The sequence below is a fragment of the Providencia sp. PROV004 genome (assembly GCF_011045615.1).
GTDB classification, from domain to species: Bacteria; Pseudomonadota; Gammaproteobacteria; order Enterobacterales; family Enterobacteriaceae; genus Providencia; species Providencia rettgeri.
Window position 1 is genome coordinate 1,352,639 of the sequence record NZ_CP042859.1, and the last position, 15,987, is coordinate 1,368,625.

Annotated in this window: 17 protein-coding genes; 13 read left to right on the plus strand and 4 right to left on the minus strand. The window is 43.7% G+C overall.

The features are described from left to right. Position 1: 1 nt before the first annotated feature. From nrfD to nrfA, 4 genes are read right to left on the minus strand one after another with little or no spacing between them, the layout of a single operon-like run. On the minus strand, positions 2–958 hold the full coding sequence (nrfD, locus tag FVA69_RS05885) for a cytochrome c nitrite reductase subunit NrfD (protein ID WP_004913373.1): 957 nt from the start codon (positions 956–958) through the stop codon (positions 2–4). Next, complete coding sequence (nrfC, locus tag FVA69_RS05890) at positions 955–1,626, minus strand: cytochrome c nitrite reductase Fe-S protein (RefSeq protein WP_004913371.1); 672 nt, start codon at positions 1,624–1,626, stop codon at positions 955–957. Before nrfC ends, nrfD begins: the two co-directional genes overlap by 4 nt. Continuing rightward, positions 1,623–2,192, minus strand: a complete 570-nt coding sequence (gene nrfB, locus FVA69_RS05895; RefSeq protein ID WP_004913368.1) for a cytochrome c nitrite reductase pentaheme subunit — start codon at positions 2,190–2,192, stop codon at positions 1,623–1,625. The genes nrfC and nrfB overlap by 4 nt, the downstream gene beginning before the upstream one ends. 47 nt (positions 2,193–2,239) lie before the next feature. Then, on the minus strand, positions 2,240–3,673 hold the full coding sequence (gene nrfA / locus FVA69_RS05900) for an ammonia-forming nitrite reductase cytochrome c552 subunit (RefSeq protein ID WP_109912716.1): 1,434 nt from the start codon (positions 3,671–3,673) through the stop codon (positions 2,240–2,242). Positions 3,674–4,479: 806 nt separating this feature from the next. Between nrfA and napF the strand changes: the two genes are divergently transcribed. From napF to FVA69_RS05965, 13 genes are all read left to right on the plus strand, one after another. After that, positions 4,480–4,971 (plus strand): ferredoxin-type protein NapF, encoded by a 492-nt coding sequence (napF, locus tag FVA69_RS05905; protein WP_004262238.1) that lies wholly within the window; start codon positions 4,480–4,482, stop codon positions 4,969–4,971. Then, positions 4,961–5,239, plus strand: coding sequence for a chaperone NapD (gene napD, locus FVA69_RS05910; RefSeq protein WP_004913364.1), 279 nt, complete (start codon positions 4,961–4,963; stop codon positions 5,237–5,239). Before napF ends, napD begins: the two co-directional genes overlap by 11 nt. Beyond that, on the plus strand, positions 5,220–7,706 hold the full coding sequence (gene napA, locus FVA69_RS05915) for a nitrate reductase catalytic subunit NapA (RefSeq protein WP_004913361.1): 2,487 nt from the start codon (positions 5,220–5,222) through the stop codon (positions 7,704–7,706). Before napD ends, napA begins: the two co-directional genes overlap by 20 nt. A 6-nt stretch (positions 7,707–7,712) precedes the next feature. Further along, positions 7,713–8,423 carry a ferredoxin-type protein NapG gene (napG, locus tag FVA69_RS05920; RefSeq protein ID WP_004262231.1) on the plus strand — a complete coding sequence of 237 codons (711 nt, stop codon included), beginning with the start codon at positions 7,713–7,715 and terminating at the stop codon, positions 8,421–8,423. Continuing rightward, complete coding sequence (gene napH, locus FVA69_RS05925) at positions 8,410–9,273, plus strand: quinol dehydrogenase ferredoxin subunit NapH (RefSeq protein ID WP_110732115.1); 864 nt, start codon at positions 8,410–8,412, stop codon at positions 9,271–9,273. Before napG ends, napH begins: the two co-directional genes overlap by 14 nt. After that, on the plus strand, positions 9,270–9,719 hold the full coding sequence (napB, locus tag FVA69_RS05930; RefSeq protein WP_004913351.1) for a nitrate reductase cytochrome c-type subunit: 450 nt from the start codon (positions 9,270–9,272) through the stop codon (positions 9,717–9,719). Before napH ends, napB begins: the two co-directional genes overlap by 4 nt. A 9-nt stretch (positions 9,720–9,728) precedes the next feature. Then, positions 9,729–10,367: a cytochrome c-type protein NapC gene (gene napC, locus FVA69_RS05935; RefSeq protein WP_109912715.1), complete on the plus strand. Its 639-nt coding sequence runs from the start codon at positions 9,729–9,731 to the stop codon at positions 10,365–10,367. A 197-nt stretch (positions 10,368–10,564) separates the two neighbouring features. Further along, positions 10,565–11,305: a heme ABC transporter permease gene (locus FVA69_RS05940; protein WP_004913347.1), complete on the plus strand. Its 741-nt coding sequence runs from the start codon at positions 10,565–10,567 to the stop codon at positions 11,303–11,305. Further along, positions 11,302–11,514: a heme exporter protein CcmD gene (ccmD, locus tag FVA69_RS05945; protein ID WP_004262214.1), complete on the plus strand. Its 213-nt coding sequence runs from the start codon at positions 11,302–11,304 to the stop codon at positions 11,512–11,514. The genes FVA69_RS05940 and ccmD overlap by 4 nt, the downstream gene beginning before the upstream one ends. Continuing rightward, on the plus strand, positions 11,511–12,002 hold the full coding sequence (ccmE, locus tag FVA69_RS05950) for a cytochrome c maturation protein CcmE (RefSeq protein WP_004913345.1): 492 nt from the start codon (positions 11,511–11,513) through the stop codon (positions 12,000–12,002). The genes ccmD and ccmE overlap by 4 nt, the downstream gene beginning before the upstream one ends. Next, positions 11,999–13,930, plus strand: coding sequence for a heme lyase CcmF/NrfE family subunit (locus FVA69_RS05955; protein ID WP_004913344.1), 1,932 nt, complete (start codon positions 11,999–12,001; stop codon positions 13,928–13,930). The genes ccmE and FVA69_RS05955 overlap by 4 nt, the downstream gene beginning before the upstream one ends. Then, entirely contained in the window at positions 13,927–14,484 is a 558-nt protein-coding gene (locus FVA69_RS05960; protein ID WP_164528534.1) for a DsbE family thiol:disulfide interchange protein, read from the plus strand. Before FVA69_RS05955 ends, FVA69_RS05960 begins: the two co-directional genes overlap by 4 nt. Continuing rightward, a complete protein-coding gene (locus FVA69_RS05965) occupies positions 14,481–15,554 on the plus strand; it encodes a cytochrome c-type biogenesis protein CcmH (protein WP_109912714.1) in 1,074 nt (357 codons plus the stop codon). The genes FVA69_RS05960 and FVA69_RS05965 overlap by 4 nt, the downstream gene beginning before the upstream one ends. The last annotated feature ends 433 nt before the right edge of the window (positions 15,555–15,987 follow it).

The window sequence follows — 15,987 nt, forward strand, 5'->3', positions numbered from 1 at the left end:
GTTATGCGACGGTCAACTGCCCAGCGTATAACACAAAGAAGCGTAAGCAGAAGACACCCAGTAAGCTTGCACCACTGATAATCAATACTCTTGCTGCACCTTGTCCTTTATCCATCCATTTTTTGAATAGCAGAGGAATAATAAAACCACACCCGACAACGCCAATCCAAAACCACCAAGTCCAGAAACCACCGCCTAATGCGGCAATTAATGAACGAATTTTCCCGTCATCCCCTAACGCTAGCCCGACAAAAAAGGCTGCTAATAGGAATATCTCGAGCCAAATAACAAAGCCTTCGATACGGTGTAAAAATGCGGTTTCGTCGTTATGGATATTTTTACGGTAGCGTAATGCTATTGCCATTAATGATACCGCGATACCTGACGATATTCCTGAAAATAGGAATAAAGCTGGTAATAATGGATTGTTTAAGAATGGATAAGATTTTAATGCTGAAAGTAAAAATCCGGTATAAGCCCCAAGCAAAACAGCCAAGACTAGCATTACAATATCCAGAGAACGCATCGCACGATTTAGCAGGGTTAATATTCTTGGGATAAGCGTAAACTTAGGCAGCCATTTTTGCTGTAAAACCATGAGCTCTTTTTCATAAATTTTAGCAAGCCAAATAACAAGTACAGCCATATACACTTGGAATAACATTACCCCCATCGACATCACCGAAGTTGGGCTGTAATGAAACATTAATTTCCAGAATGTCCATGGACGCGTCAAATGGAGAATTAAGATCAATAACCCAAAGATGATTGTTGTCGGAGCTAAAATCAGTGTTGTGCGCATGAGAGTGCTATCACTGCCAGCCGCAGTGGGATAATACTGGCGCATAAGTACCGCAAGTACCACGAGCCCAGCTGAAATACCAATTAAGAATAAGTAAACGGCAATGGGCCAGTCCCACACTAAGGATTCAAAATGGAAAGCAGAAGCTGTTGTCATTGGCTAACCTCCCCATATTTGAACGGGACTCGATACATTTTGGGGTGAGTACCGAGTGCAATCTTGAATCGATAAGTCGGTTTTTCTTTTAGCATCAACGAAATATCGCTCTTAGGATCATCTAAATTACCAAAGGTTAATGCTTTGGTCGGGCAAGACTCGACACAAGCTGGTTGCTTACCCTTTTTTAGATTCGTTTTACGACAAAAATCACATTTATCCGCAGTTTTATTGATAGGGTGAATGAATCTGACACGATAAGGGCAGGCAGCAATACAGTATTGGCAGCCGACACATAAGTCAGGGTTTACATCAACAATCCCCGTTGTTTTGTCGATAAAAGAGGCACCAGTAGGGCAAACATCAACACAAGGCGCACTTTCACAATGTTGACAGGAATGGCGAAAAAAACGGTATTTAACATCAGGAAATTGGCCTATGGGCTCACTACGGATGATGGTTAACCGTGAAACACCTTCCGGTACTTGGTTAACCTCTCGGCACGCATCCATACACGCCGTACAGCCGATGCACAGATTTTCATCGTGCACCATGCCGTAGCGAACGCCATCTATTTTCATGGTGTTAGCTAGCGTATGGCTAGCAACCCCTCCTACCGCCGCCAGTGCTCCTGTGTAGATAATGAATTGACGACGAGAACAACTCATGGCTGCTCCTTACGCAATTTCACCGCTGCTGGATTGAAATCAGGGTTATTGCGTTGATCTGAGTGACAGTCGACACATATTTTTACTTTGCCCTTATCAGTCAGTACCTTCATCGTATCTTGTTTCGGATGAAGGTCATGGCAACTGGCACAGGCCACTTTGGTGACGTGGACATCATGAGGCCAGAACGCTTTTTGTAGTTGCTCTGGTAAGTGACATGACAGACAGACACTGTTTTGTTGTTCAACGTTATACATTGGGTTGTTAAAGCGCATGACATCTTTGACGCCTTCACGGTGATCAGGCCCTGGGTTACCGTGGCAGTTGGTACAAGTCACGGGTAAATTATTGTTAGGGTTAATCACTTCTGCGTGAGTGCCATGCATGCCTTCTTGGTCTGGTTTATGACAGTCTAAGCAGGCGCTGTCAGCACTGCGTTGCTGCGTGACAACCCAACGGCCTTCTGCATTTTCTTGTGCCATTTGTGGGGTTGCGGATGCGGCTGTTGCCCATAATAAGCCTGTTGCCAGCACCCCAGCAGTTAATAACGAACGTAGTACGCTCATATTCACTCCATTGGTTGTATTGCCCCATTATTTGGGGCAAATCATGGTTATTTGGCTAATAGGTCATTTTTACGAGCTTGGTCATCCCATTGCGGAACGACAGTTTTTAAGAACTCTTGTTTCTCCGCATTGATTTTTTGCATATCTAAACCAATGGCTTGTTGTGCTTTTTCCTTGGTTGAAATATCTGGAATGGCAATTTCATGGGTGATGCCTTTAGAGCCTAACAGGCGAGCGAGTTTGGTACGTGCATCTGCCGCTTTATCCATCGAACCACCTAACATACGTAGGCCTTCATCTGGTGCGTGCATATGAATACCGTGGGAGGCGATAGCTAAATCCCAGCGCCATTGTGCATGGCGAATATCGGTTAAAATTGGTTTCATTTCATCTTCTGTTGCGCCTGCATCCCATGCGGCTTTCGCTTCAAAGTGAGCGCGAACCAATTGGTCTTCCGCTTTGATTTTCATCTCTTGGATAGCGACTTTACGTTCAGCAACCACATCTTGCAGTTGTTGTTTGCTTTGGGTATGGCAAGTGCTACAGGTTTGTTCGAAATTGTCGAATGGATTACCAATTTTATGGCTGGTATACAGTTCGCCTTTTTCGTTTTGCAGTTTTGGCATATGGCAATCAATACAGGTCACGTTATTTTTGCCATGAATACCCGCACTCCAAGTTTCATATTCTGGGTGTTGGGCTTTTAGCATTGGAGCTTTCGACAGTGAGTTGGTCCAGTCAGAGAAACCAATGTTGTCGTAGTAGACTTCCATATCTTCCACTTTGGTGCCGTTATCCCATGGGAATTTCACGGCTTTTTTATCACCAGAGAAATAATATTCTACGTGGCATTGGCCACACACCATGGACTGTTGGTCGAACCGGCTGGCTTTATCAAACGGTTTGCCAATCGCTTCCATTGCACGCTCTGCATAAGGGCGAGAAAGTGTTAGCTCTGGTTTACCTTTTGCAAAATCCTCTGAGTCGGTTTTATGGCAATCTGCGCAACCTAAGACATTCACCACTTCTGGGCCACCTTTTGCCCACTTACCTTCGAAATAGCCATCTTCGCCATGTTCTTGGATAAGCCTAGCCACATCGGGACTTTTACAGCTCCAACATGCCATCGGAAGCGGGCCATCTTGGGCATCTTTCGGAGCACCAGTTCGTAAGGTTTCACGGACGTCGATGATGGCATAGGCGTGACCACGAGGTTTGTTGTAGTCGCGTGAGAATGGGTATCCAGCCCAGAGAACGACTAAGCGAGGGTCTTCCGCTAATGCGTCTTCTCGGTTTGATTGCTCGGATGTTGCTCGCCAAGAGTGGTATTGATCAGGGTGAGCAGCTTCGAAAGTTTCATTTCGAGCGTTGATGGTAGATGTACTATCTTTAGTCGGAGTTTGAGCATGAACAGAGGTAAAGAGAAATATTCCTGCAACCAGACTCAATAAGCATAGTGCATTATTTCTTATGTTTGCCATAAAAAGGGCCTCGAGTAATTTTAGCCAGTCATCCCTTCATTTTTCGAGTTGTTGTTGTAATGTGACCTGTGACTCGAACTATTTTGGGTATCTTTTTGTTATTTAGGTTTGATAGCAAGCTTTCATCTGCTACCAAGACATTGCCAATTTATATGTGTAACAAAAAACCACACTAAAAATATTGTTTTTGATCAAAAGATAATTTGTAATAAGGAAATAGAATGTGAGGAAATAATAAAAAATAGGTATTATTGAAATTGATATAGTTATTTTTCTGTAGTTTTAAACTGTTACTTTTAATAATTAATTAGTAATGATTCTTATTTTGATATTTGGCGTTATCTGATTTTATTTTATTGATTTTAAAATAATTTTTTTATTTTAAATATTTGAGTGCTGTTTTTAAAATAAAGTTAGAAATGAAAGTTGTTTAATATCAAAAAAAATACAGATATTTTTTTGCTAAATGACATTGCACATACCACTTTAGTGGTAGCTTTGAGCTGGAATTATAATTTAAAAAATTAAAACTTGAGTTTAAATTAATAATACATATTAAAAAAATGTTAATAAATAATTAAAAAGGCCTACTTGGTTATCATTTTGGTGCTACTTTTAGCTAATGGTGAGTAAATAACGTAAATGTTGTCATTTCTAGTCGTATACGGGTAATTACCTCTTTTACCCACTTGGTAGTATGTATTTTTATAACCTCTATCGTTAATATTTCTCATAAATACACATATAAAAAATGCGGTTTATCAATACGTTTTAGTTTTTTTGTTGGCAATGTAAAGGAAAAAAACATGGTTGATCTCACCCGTCGGGGAGTATTAACTGGTGCGTGGCGTAGTGCAGCCCCAGTGGTTCGGCCGCCATGGAGTGGTAGTGAAACGCAATTTATCGAATTGTGTACCCGTTGCAATGCCTGTGTTGAAAGTTGCGAAACGGCAATTATCCAACCAGGAGCAGGGGGCTACCCTGTTGTTGATTTTAAGCGTGGTGAATGTACATTTTGCTATGCATGTGCAACAGCATGTCCAGAACCTATTTTCCTACCAAAACATTCCCAACCTTGGGATATCTCAATTTCGATTGGCCAAAATTGTCTTGCTTATCTTTCGATTGAATGTCGTCGTTGCCAAGACAGTTGTGAGCCTGAAGTCATCTCTTTTCGTCCGTCAATGGCCGGTATATACCAGCCAAAAGTAGAAACACCAGGTTGTACAGGCTGTGGTGCTTGCGTCGCAGGTTGCCCAGTTTCAGCCATTACCGTGGAGCATGAACATGCACAGTAACTATCAAGTGTGCAGTTTAATAGTACAAGTAAAAAGTGAGCGACTGTCTACTGTGGCCGAAGAAATTAATCAACTTTCCCATTGTGAAGTGGCGCTAAGCGCCCCGGAAAACGGAAAACTGATTGTGGTTGTTGAAGGGCAAGGTAGTAGAACGTTGTTAGATACTATTGATTTAGTACGCGATATTGACGGCGTACTAGATGTTTCGCTGGTTTACCATCAGCAGGAAGAGCAAGGTGAGGAAGATTATGAAACTCAGTCGTCGTAGCTTTATGAAAGCCAATGCGATAGCGGCCGCTGCTGCGGCGGCAGGTATTGGCGCACCGAGCATTGCGAAAGCAGTGGTTGGTCAACAAGAAAGTATTAAATGGGACAAAGCCCCTTGTCGTTTTTGTGGTACAGGCTGTGGGGTACTGGTGGGCACTCAAAATGGTCGTATTGTGGCCAGCCAAGGTGACCCAGAAGCCCCTGTAAACCGTGGTCTAAACTGTATCAAAGGGTATTTCTTACCAAAAATTATGTACGGAAAAGACCGTTTAACGCAGCCAATGTTGCGTATGAAAGACGGCGAATATGACAAAAATGGGGAGTTCACACCGATTACGTGGGAGCAAGCCTTTGATGTTATGGAAGAAAAAGTCAAAACCACATTAAAAGAAAAAGGTCCTGAAGGGATTGGTATGTTCGGTTCGGGCCAGTGGACAGTTTGGGAGGGCTATGCGGCATCAAAACTGTTCAAAGGTGGTTTCCGTTCTAATAACTTAGACCCTAATGCACGCCACTGTATGGCTTCTGCGGTAGTGGGCTTCATGCGTACTTTCGGTATGGATGAACCAATGGGTTGTTATGATGACATTGAGCATGCTGACGCGTTTGTCCTTTGGGGTTCAAACATGGCAGAAATGCACCCAATCTTGTGGTCTCGTATCACCAACCGTCGTCTGTCTAACCCTGACGTGCGTGTTGCGGTGTTATCGACTTTCAAACACCGTAGCTTTGAATTAGCGGATAACGGCATCGTCTTTACACCACAATCTGACTTGGTGATCCTGAACTATATTGCAAACTATATCATTCAAAATAACGCAGTTAATCAGGAATTCCTCGATAAACACGTGAATTTACGTCGTGGTGCAACAGATATCGGTTATGGATTACGCCCAACTCACCCACTCGAACAAAATGCGAAAAATGCAGGTTCTGATGCGTCTGAGCCAATGACATGGGACGAGTATAAAGCCTTTGTTGCAGAATATACGTTAGACAAAACCGCAGAAATGACCGGGGTTCCAAAAGATCAGTTAGAAGAACTCGCTAAACTTTACGCAGACCCTAAAACGAAAGTGGTTTCTTATTGGACCATGGGCTTTAACCAGCACACTCGCGGTGTTTGGGCGAATAACTTAGCGTATAACTTGCACTTACTGACAGGAAAAATTTCTCAACCGGGTTGTGGGCCGTTCTCATTAACAGGCCAGCCATCAGCGTGTGGTACTGCTCGTGAAGTCGGTACGTTCTCACACCGTTTACCTGCGGACATGGTGGTTACCAATGAAAAACACCGTGAAAAAGTAGAAGGTGTGTGGGGGTTACCTGCTGGGACGATCCCTGAAAAAGTGGGTTTACACGCCGTTGCCCAAGACCGTGCTTTAAAAGACGGTAAATTGAATTTCTACTGGGTAATGTGTAACAACAACATGCAAGCGGGCCCGAATATCAACCAAGAGCGTATGCCTGGTTGGCGCGACCCACGTAACTTTATCGTGGTATCTGACCCATACCCAACGGTCAGCGCATTGGCTGCCGACTTAATTTTACCGACAGCCATGTGGGTAGAAAAAGAAGGGGCTTACGGTAATGCGGAACGTCGTACCCAATTTTGGCGCCAGCAAGTTAAGGCACCAGGCGAAGCAAAATCTGACTTAATGCAGATGGTACTGTTTTCTAAACGCTTTACAACGGATGAAGTGTGGCCTGAAGAGTTACTCGCGAAAAAACCTGAATTACGCGGTAAAACCCTATATGACGTGTTATTCGCTAACCAAGCTGTAACGAAGTTCCCTGTGAGCGAGTTAGCAGAAGACCAACTTAATGATGAGTCTCGTGAATTAGGTTTTTACTTACAAAAAGGGCTGTTCGAGGAATACGCTGGCTTTGGTCGCGGTCATGGTCATGATTTGGCTGATTTTGATGACTACCACAAAGCGCGCGGTATCCGTTGGCCAGTGGTTGATGGCAAAGAAACTCAGTGGCGTTATAGCGAAGGAAATGACCCTTACGTTAAGGCTGGCGCGGGTTATCAATTCTACGGTAAACCAGATGGTAAAGCGGTGATTTTTGCTCTGCCATTTGAGCCTGCTGCGGAATCGCCAGATAAAGAATATGACTTATGGTTATCAACAGGCCGTGTATTAGAACATTGGCATACCGGTAGTATGACACGCCGTGTTCCTGAACTGCACCGTGCTTTCCCTGAATCTCTTGTGTTTATACATCCAATCGATGCGAAAGAGAGAGGTTTACGCCGTGGTGATAAAGTCAAAGTGGTTTCACGCCGTGGTGATGTGACCACGATTGTCGAAACACGTGGCCGTAATAGACCACCAAAAGGCTTAGTTTACATGGCGTTCTTCGATGCTGCGCAGCTAGTGAATAACTTAACACTGGATGCAACCGATCCGCTTTCAAAAGAAACGGATTACAAAAAATGTGCCGTTAAACTGGAAAAGGTGTAATTGCTCATGCCCCAGAAAGCTAAGTCTCAACAGGCTAAGTCCCAGAATAGTCGTCGTCGCTTTTTACGCGATGTCGCCCGTACTGCGGGTGGGTTGGCGGCTGTTGGTGTGGTGCTGGGGCTTCAGCAACAAACTTCCCGTGCGAGTGGCGTCAAGCTTCGTCCGCCGGGAGCCCTTGATGAAAAAGCATTTGCCAGTGCATGTGTCCGCTGTGGACAATGCGTTCAAGCCTGCCCGTATGACATGTTGAAATTAGCGACATTGGCATCCGGTTTGGCTTCTGGAACGCCATACTTCATCGCCCGAGAAAATCCGTGTGAAATGTGTGAGGACATTCCTTGCGCCAAGGTTTGCCCAAGTGGTGCATTGGATAAAGACATTGAGTCGATTAACGATGCACGCATGGGGTTAGCCGTTTTACTCGATCAGGAAAACTGCCTGAACTTTCAAGGGCTAAGGTGTGATGTATGTTACCGCGTATGTCCATTGATTGATGAAGCCATCACATTGGAACTTGAACAAAACCACCGAACAGGTAAGCACGCGCGCTTCTTACCCACCGTCAATAGCAACTACTGCACGGGATGCGGTAAATGTGAACAGGCATGTGTATTGGAAGAGGCAGCTATCAAGGTATTACCAAGGTCGCTGGCGAAAGGTGAGTTAGGACACCATTACCGCTTTGGTTGGCTGGAGGGTAACAATGGCGAATCGTAAACGTGATGCCGGACGTGAAGCTCAGGCAAAAAAAGGCTGGTGGCAGAGCCACAAATGGTTGGTGTTTAGACGTATAAGCCAATTGCTGGTGTTAGCGATGTTCTTGAGTGGGCCATGGTTTGGGGTATGGATTTTACATGGTAACTACAGCAGTAGCTTATTGTTAGACACCGTACCTTTGACTGACCCATTAATCACCTTAGAGAGCTTAGCAAGTGGTTACTTACCGGGGATCTCAGCATTAGTTGGGGCTGTTATCGTATTCGGGGTTTATGCACTGCTGGGTAAGCGCATTTTCTGTAGTTGGGTCTGTCCTGTAAACCCAGTGACGGATGCGGCGGCGTGGTTAAGACGTAAATTTGATTTTAACCAATCCGCAACAATACCGCGCAATATTCGCTATGTATTGCTGGTCGTGATCCTGATCGGTTCTGCTATTACAGGTACCTTACTTTGGGAATGGCTTAATCCAGTTTCATTAATGGGGCGCAGTTTAATTTTTGGTTTTGGCAGCGGTGCATTGGTTTTAGTTGCACTGTTTTTATTCGATTTATTAGTTGTGGAACATGGTTGGTGCGGTCACCTTTGCCCATTAGGTGCGCTATATGGCGTGGCAGGGTGCAAGGGCGCATTGGTTGTTACAGCGGAAAATAAAGAAAACTGTAGCCGTTGTATGGACTGTTTCCACATTTGTCCGGAGCCGCAAGTTCTGCGCGCACCGGTCCTAGATAAACAAGCTCCAGCGCAGATATCCGATAAAGATTGCATCACTTGCGGTCGTTGCATCGATGTTTGTTCTGAGGATGTTTTTAAAATAACACTAAGATGGAGTTCGGGAGCAAAATCATGAAAAATCCTGTCCTGAAAAAGACGATCAGCCGTTGGGTGGCTGGAATGGCCTTTGTTGTAAGCAGTCTTGTTTGGGCTGCTAATGGTGTAGACCTGACCCAATCACCAGAAGTATCCGGTACGTCAGAAGGAAGCATTCATATTCCGAAAGAGCAAGAAAGAATGGCATTAAACTATGTGAATCAACCACCAATGATCCCTCATAGTGTTGAAGGTTATCAAATTACCACCAATACTAATCGTTGCTTGCAATGCCATGGTGTGGAAAATTACCGCACGACAGGGGCACCAAGAGTCAGCCCAACGCACTTTATGGATGCAACAGGCAAAGTCCTTGGCGAAGTTGCACCAAATCGCTACTTCTGTTTACAGTGCCACGTGCCTCAGTCAGACACAGCACCGATTGTTGATAACACATTTACCCCATCCAAAGGTTTTGGGAAATAAGGGGGAATTATGTCAAATAACAATGATAAGCAAACAAATGATGACAAGCCGAAGAAAAAGGGCTTGTTTGGGTTAATCGGCCGAGTATGGCGCTGGTGGCGTAGGCCAAGCCGATTAGCATTAGGAACCTTATTGCTGATTGGTTTCGTGAGTGGTGTTATTTTCTGGGGCGGCTTCAATACCGGTATGGAAATGGCCAATACGGAAGAGTTCTGTATTAGCTGCCATGAAATGCGTGAGAATGTCTATGAAGAATATATGGATACTATTCACTATACTAACCGTAGTGGTGTCCGCGCAACTTGCCCTGATTGTCACGTACCGCATGAGTTTGGTCCCAAAATGGTGCGTAAAATTCAAGCGAGTAAAGAGTTATACGGAAAAATTTTTGGCATCATTGATACGCCACAAAAATTTGAAGACCATCGGTTAGCGATGGCGCAAAGTGAGTGGCGACGAATGAAAAATAACGACTCACAAGAGTGTCGTAACTGCCATAACTTTGAGTATATGGACTTTACAGCACAAAAAGGAGTTGCAGCCAAAATGCATGACCAAGCCATCACGGATGGTAAAACCTGCATTGACTGCCATAAAGGGATCGCCCATAAGTTGCCGGACATGCGTGAAGTTGAACCTGGCTTTTAATTCAAGGTAATCATTTTATGATGAGTTACATCGATGAATTATAAGTAATGATCAATAAATAGGCTGGTTATGCGTTTGAGTATGATCAGCCTAAGTTATATTTGTGTTAAATCAATATATTTGCTTTTTTAATGTGTATTGTATGATGCTGTCACGCAGCATTTACTAACAATATAATAAATCAGGGTAATTAAACTATGTGGAAAAAGCTTCATCAACTAGCCATCCCAGTCAACCTTTATCGGTTATGTGGGCGTCTAATACCGTGGTTTATTATATTGAGTGTAATTTGTTTAGCGGTGGGATGGATTTGGGGATTTGGTTTTGCGCCAACCGATAAAGTTCAAAGCCAAAGCTATCGTATTATGTATATTCATGTTCCTGCCGCAATGTGGTCGATGGGAATTTATGCCACGATGGCCATTACTGCTTTTGTTGGGCTAGTCTGGCAAATGAAAGTCTCGGAATTGGCGATAGCGGCGATGGCACCAATAGGGGCGGTATTTACCTTTATTGCATTAGTTACAGGTGCGACATGGGGTAAACCAATGTGGGGTGCATGGTGGGTATGGGATGCACGTTTAACTTCTGAATTAATTCTGTTTTTTCTGTATGTGGGGATTATTGCTTTATGGCATGCGTTTGATGACCGTCGCACCGCAGGAAAGGCCGCTGCAATTTTAGTATTAATTGGTGTGATTAACTTACCTATCATTCATTATTCAGTTGAATGGTGGCAAACCTTGCACCAACCTTCGACTCGCATGCAAGAAAGCATCAACCCTGCTATGCGTACACCACTTCGTTTAGCTATCCTTGGTTACCTATTTCTTTTTATCTCATTAACGTTAATCCGTTTACGTAGCCAATTATTGATGTTAGAACGTAACCGTCCATGGGTATTAGATATTGTGAATAAAAAAGGACGTCAATCATGACTAGCGCATTTGCATCTTGGAGTGAATTTTGGGCGATGGGCGGCTATGGTTTTTATGTATGGCTGGCGGTTGCGCTGACATTAATACCTATTTTGTTACTCTGTTTGCATACGTATATACAAAGAAAAATGATAATAAATGCAATTATTCAACAGCAAGCTCGTGAAGTCAGGCAAAAAGCAGCAAGAGCGCGTAGGGAGGGAGTGTGAATATTCGTCGTCGTAACCGACTTTGGCTGATCTGTTCCATATTGGTTGGTGTGGGGCTAACCCTCGCATTAATTCTCTATGCATTACGCTCAAGCATTGACTTGTTTTATACCCCCGGTGAAATCATTTATGGTAAGCGAGAAACTCAGCAAATCCCTGAAGTTGGGCAACGCTTACGTGTCGGTGGCATGGTCATGCCAGGTAGTGTAGTACGTGATTCTGACCCTGTCTCTAACGCTGTCAATATCACTTTCACTGTTTATGATGCCGAAGGTGAGGTTAACGTAAGTTATCATGGAATTTTGCCCGACTTATTCAAAGAAGGGCAAGGTGTCGTTGTTCAAGGGGAATTACAAGAGAATAATCATATTTTAGCGAAAGAAGTGCTTGCGAAACATGATGAAAACTATACGCCACCAGAGGTTGAAAAAGCGATGCAAGAAAACCATCGCAGGCCAGCTGCTGCCTATAAGGACAATGCATCATGATCCCTGAAATTGGTAGCGTTTTACTGTGCTTGGCATTAGGTCTCGCCGTTTTGCTGTCTTTCTACCCGCTATGGGGAGTGGCGCGCAATGATGCACGCTTAATGGCATCATCACGTCCATTAGCATGGTTACTTTTTCTTTGTGTAACAGGGGCATTCCTAGTATTAGTGAATGCCTTTGTTGTTAATGATTTCTCAGTCACTTATGTTGCCAATAACTCTAATACGCAATTACCTATTTGGTATCGTGTTGCGGCAACATGGGGAGCTCACGAAGGCTCATTATTACTTTGGGTATTATTAATGAGTGGCTGGACATTTGCGGTGGCAATTTGTAGTTATCGCATGCCTCTCGATATTGTTGCTCGTGTTTTAGCTGTTATGGGGATGGTTAGCGTTGGTTTTTTGCTGTTTATCATCTTCACTTCAAATCCGTTTTCGCGCACGCTACCCGCCTTTCCGATTGAAGGGCGTGACCTCAATCCATTACTGCAAGATCCAGGGCTGATTTTCCACCCACCATTGTTATACATGGGATATGTCGGTTTTTCAGTGGCATTCGCCTTTGCGATTGCTGCATTGTTAAGTGGCCGGTTAGATAGCTCTTTCACGCGTTTTGCTCGCCCTTGGACGATGGCAGCATGGTTCTTTTTAACGCTAGGGATCATGTTAGGTTCCGCATGGGCTTATTATGAATTAGGTTGGGGGGGCTGGTGGTTCTGGGACCCGGTGGAAAATGCTTCCTTTATGCCATGGTTAGTGGGAACAGCATTGATCCACTCACTCTCCGTGACTGAGCAGCGAGCCACTTTTAAAGCATGGTCACTATTATTGTCGATTTTTGCTTTCTCATTGTGTTTGCTCGGGACTTTCTTAGTCCGCTCGGGGGTACTGGTTTCCGTACACGCCTTCGCCTCAGACCCATCTCGAGGGTTATTCATCTTAGCCTTCATGGTGTTAGTGATTGGCGGCTCTTTATTAGTGTTTGCACTGCGTGGGCACAAAGTACGCTCAAGAGTTAACAATGCGCTATGGTCCCGTGAATCCATGTTATTGGGCAATAACGTTATCCTAACAGCCGCGATGTTAGTCGTGTTACTCGGTACTTTGCTACCGTTGGTTCATAAACAAATTGGTCTAGGTACGATTTCCATTGGTGAACCGTTCTTTAATACCATGTTTATCGCGTTGATGGTGCCATTTGCCTTGTTACTGGGAATTGGGCCACTCGTACGTTGGGGGCGTGACCGCCCTGCGGCGATTAAAAAGTTATTAATCATTGCAACTGTTTTAACCGTTATTCTCTCATTTGCTCTGCCATTATTGATGGAAGATAGGGTAGAAGCCCTAACGGTTGTCGGCTTAATGATGGCGTGCTGGATTGCTATTCTTGCCTTCGCAGAAATGCGAGTCCGCATCAGTAAGAAAATCAAGCTCACACCAAGTTACTGGGGAATGGTACTGGCGCACTTAGGTTTGGCGGTAACTATCGTCGGTATTGCCTTTAGCCAAAATTACAGTATTGAGCGTGACGTGAAAATGAAGCCGGGTGATAGCATTTCAATTCGTGCTTATACCTTTGTATTTAATGGAGTACGAGAAGCTGATGGCCCTAACTACCAAGGTGTCATTGGCAGTATTTCAGTGAAGGAAAAAGACAAAGTCATCGGTGTTTTAATGCCAGAAAAACGTTTTTATAGTGTTAGTCGAGCTGTTATGACTGAAGCGGCGATAGATGGTGGTTTTACTCGCGATTTATATGCTGCATTGGGTGAGGAAATTGCTAAAGATACATGGACTATGCGCTTGTATTATAAACCGTTTGTTCGTTGGATCTGGTCTGGTGGCGTATTAATGGCTATTGGTGCGTTATTCTGCTTGTTTGACCCACGTTATCGTCGCCGTAAATTACAAGGGGAAACAGCATGAACCGCAAAGTCTTCTTAATTCCTTTTATTATTTTTGCAGGAATTGCCGCGGTTCTGTTATGGCAATTGATGCGTAATGCAGAAGGGGATGACCCTCGTTTATTAGAATCTGCTTTAATTGGTAAGCCAGTGCCTGTTTTTCGTCTTGAGTCATTAGAAAACCCGGGGCAGCACTACGAATCTGATGTATTAACACAAGGGCAACCTATCTTATTGAATGTTTGGGCAACATGGTGCCCAACATGCCGAGCAGAACATCAATATTTGAATAAGTTGTCTGCACAGGGTGTTCGTGTGGTTGGGTTGAACTATAAAGATAAACGGGATAAAGCCATTGTGTGGTTGCGTGAGTTGGGCAACCCTTATGCCTTAAGCTTATTTGATGGTGAAGGGATGTTAGGCCTTGACCTAGGGGTATATGGGGCACCTGAAACGTTCTTAATTGATGGTAATGGTGTGATCCGTTATCGTCACGCAGGGGCAATGGACGAGCGCGTTTGGGAAAAAGAGTTTAAACCCCTTTGGGAGCGCTGTAATCAGGAGGCGAACCAATGAGGTATTTACTGGGTTTATTGATGTTAACGTTAAGTGCAACGGTGACATATGCATCGACAGAAGTCTTTACTTTCGATAATGAACAACAAGAGCAGCAATTCCGTAAATTAACCGAGGAACTGCGCTGTCCTAAATGCCAAAACAACAGCATTGCAGATTCTAACTCAATGATTGCACTGGACTTGCGCCAAAAAGTGTATGAGTTAATGAAAGAAGGCAAGAACCGTGATGAAATTGTTGATTACATGGTTGCCCGTTATGGTTACTTCGTCACTTATAACCCACCGCTGACACCGCTAACGGTTATGCTGTGGGGATTACCGTTTGTTGCGATAGCGGTAGGCGGTTGGATCATTTTTGCCCGTTCTAAAAAACGCGTTAGATTAAAACAGGTTGAGCAGGGTGATGAAGAATCATTACCTGAGGCCTCTCGCACTAGCAATTGGGTTTATTTACCCGGTTTTATCATTGCATTAGGTGTTGCGGGTGGTGCTTATTATCAGGTAGGTAGCTACGAGAAAGTGGCGGATTGGAATAATGCCTACCAACAAGCTCCGGCCTTGCTAGATAGAGCGCTAGACCCGTCAGAGCCGCCACTTAATAATGCGGAAATGGAACACCTCGCCTTAGGTCTACGTACTCGCCTTCAAGAAGACCCGCAAAATGTAGAAGCGTGGGAAATGCTAGGCCGTATTGGTATGGTGTTGGGGAATGCGACCATGGCAACCGATGCCTATGGCCGTGCTTATCGCCTAGCACCTAAAAATGAAAATGTAGTGATGGGCTATGCGGAAGTTTTGACGCGCTCTTCTGACCCAGAAGATAACCGTCAAGGTGCGGAACTACTTAAAAAGCTGATTGCAGAAGACCGTACCAATGTGAAAGCGTTGAGCATTTTTGCATTCAATGCGTTTGAGCAAGAACGCTACGCTGAAGCCATTTCTGCTTGGCAAATGATGTTAAAACTACTGCCAGAGAATGACCAACGTCGCCCTATCATCGAGCGCAGTGTTGAACAAGCACTGATGATGGTACACGAAAAGAAAGGGTTGCCAGCGAAAGCGGAATAGTTAACGGCAGTCAATTACTATGACCAAAAGGGAGCAACCGCTCCCTTTTGTTTATCTGGTGAATAATTCATTTACTCAAATTGTGATCCTTCTCTCAACCTATCATTATTTTACCCATAATAGATTATAACGATTAATCAGGGTTATTTTATCTTATTTAATTAATGAAGCTATAAATATAACTTATTAATTTAACTTTGTTTTATTTTAAAGTTTTTATATTTATGAAATATATAATAAATAATCCGAATTATTATATTTACTTATGTACTTCCCTCTTGGTCTAAATTCCATAAAGTAAACTAATCAATTCTTATATTATTTTGATAATAATAGAAGATTTACCTTTAGTTATTCTTTTTTGGTTTTTTTTGTTTTTACTTTTATGCTTTTTGCTTTTTTTTGCTTTGCAGGGAGAACCTATGAGTACAAT

What these genes read in the sequence shown, in the direction of transcription:
- napD (WP_004913364.1), top strand. Translation starts at nt 4,961, where the DNA reads ATGCACAGTAACTATCAAGTGTGCAGTTTAATAGTACAAGTAAAAAGT.
- napG (WP_004262231.1), top strand. Translation starts at nt 7,713, where the DNA reads ATGCCCCAGAAAGCTAAGTCTCAACAGGCTAAGTCCCAGAATAGTCGT.
- napH (WP_110732115.1), top strand. Translation starts at nt 8,410, where the DNA reads ATGGCGAATCGTAAACGTGATGCCGGACGTGAAGCTCAGGCAAAAAAA.
- FVA69_RS05965 (WP_109912714.1), top strand. Translation starts at nt 14,481, where the DNA reads ATGAGGTATTTACTGGGTTTATTGATGTTAACGTTAAGTGCAACGGTG.
- nrfC (WP_004913371.1), bottom strand. Translation starts at nt 1,626, where the DNA reads ATGAGTTGTTCTCGTCGTCAATTCATTATCTACACAGGAGCACTGGCG.
- FVA69_RS05940 (WP_004913347.1), top strand. Translation starts at nt 10,565, where the DNA reads ATGTGGAAAAAGCTTCATCAACTAGCCATCCCAGTCAACCTTTATCGG.
- ccmD (WP_004262214.1), top strand. Translation starts at nt 11,302, where the DNA reads ATGACTAGCGCATTTGCATCTTGGAGTGAATTTTGGGCGATGGGCGGC.
- napA (WP_004913361.1), top strand. Translation starts at nt 5,220, where the DNA reads ATGAAACTCAGTCGTCGTAGCTTTATGAAAGCCAATGCGATAGCGGCC.
- nrfA (WP_109912716.1), bottom strand. Translation starts at nt 3,673, where the DNA reads ATGGCAAACATAAGAAATAATGCACTATGCTTATTGAGTCTGGTTGCA.
- napF (WP_004262238.1), top strand. Translation starts at nt 4,480, where the DNA reads ATGGTTGATCTCACCCGTCGGGGAGTATTAACTGGTGCGTGGCGTAGT.
- nrfD (WP_004913373.1), bottom strand. Translation starts at nt 958, where the DNA reads ATGACAACAGCTTCTGCTTTCCATTTTGAATCCTTAGTGTGGGACTGG.
- FVA69_RS05955 (WP_004913344.1), top strand. Translation starts at nt 11,999, where the DNA reads ATGATCCCTGAAATTGGTAGCGTTTTACTGTGCTTGGCATTAGGTCTC.
- napC (WP_109912715.1), top strand. Translation starts at nt 9,729, where the DNA reads ATGTCAAATAACAATGATAAGCAAACAAATGATGACAAGCCGAAGAAA.
- FVA69_RS05960 (WP_164528534.1), top strand. Translation starts at nt 13,927, where the DNA reads ATGAACCGCAAAGTCTTCTTAATTCCTTTTATTATTTTTGCAGGAATT.
- napB (WP_004913351.1), top strand. Translation starts at nt 9,270, where the DNA reads ATGAAAAATCCTGTCCTGAAAAAGACGATCAGCCGTTGGGTGGCTGGA.
- nrfB (WP_004913368.1), bottom strand. Translation starts at nt 2,192, where the DNA reads ATGAGCGTACTACGTTCGTTATTAACTGCTGGGGTGCTGGCAACAGGC.